The 249-nt window shown below is 37.8% G+C and carries 1 protein-coding gene; it reads right to left on the bottom strand.

Annotated elements, in window-relative coordinates:
* On the bottom strand, positions 1 to 249 hold a 249-nt coding region (locus tag FC65_RS12990; protein ID WP_162257080.1), incomplete at both ends, for a transposase family protein.

Below are 249 nucleotides of genomic sequence, written 5' to 3'. Positions count from 1 at the left end.
CTGAACTAGGGCAAAGATATTTTTGTTTGCGAATCGAAAAGATATTAGTGAGACCACCTGAAGGTAAGCCAACCATTTCAACAGTTTTAAAGCCATTCCGTTTCATCTTTTTGCCGCAAACGGGGCAAAAACAAGGGTAGGATTGCAGTAAATGAATGAAACGTGCTTTTCTATGATTGTAAAAGTCATCAGTCGTGACCTTATTTTTATATTTCGGGTCAAACTGCAGTCTTGAATCTTTAATTCCCA

The sequence above is a fragment of the Ligilactobacillus acidipiscis DSM 15836 genome, from assembly GCF_001435755.1.
Lineage (GTDB): Bacteria > Bacillota > Bacilli > Lactobacillales > Lactobacillaceae > Ligilactobacillus > Ligilactobacillus acidipiscis.
This window is presented reverse-complemented; position numbering and strand designations above follow the sequence as displayed.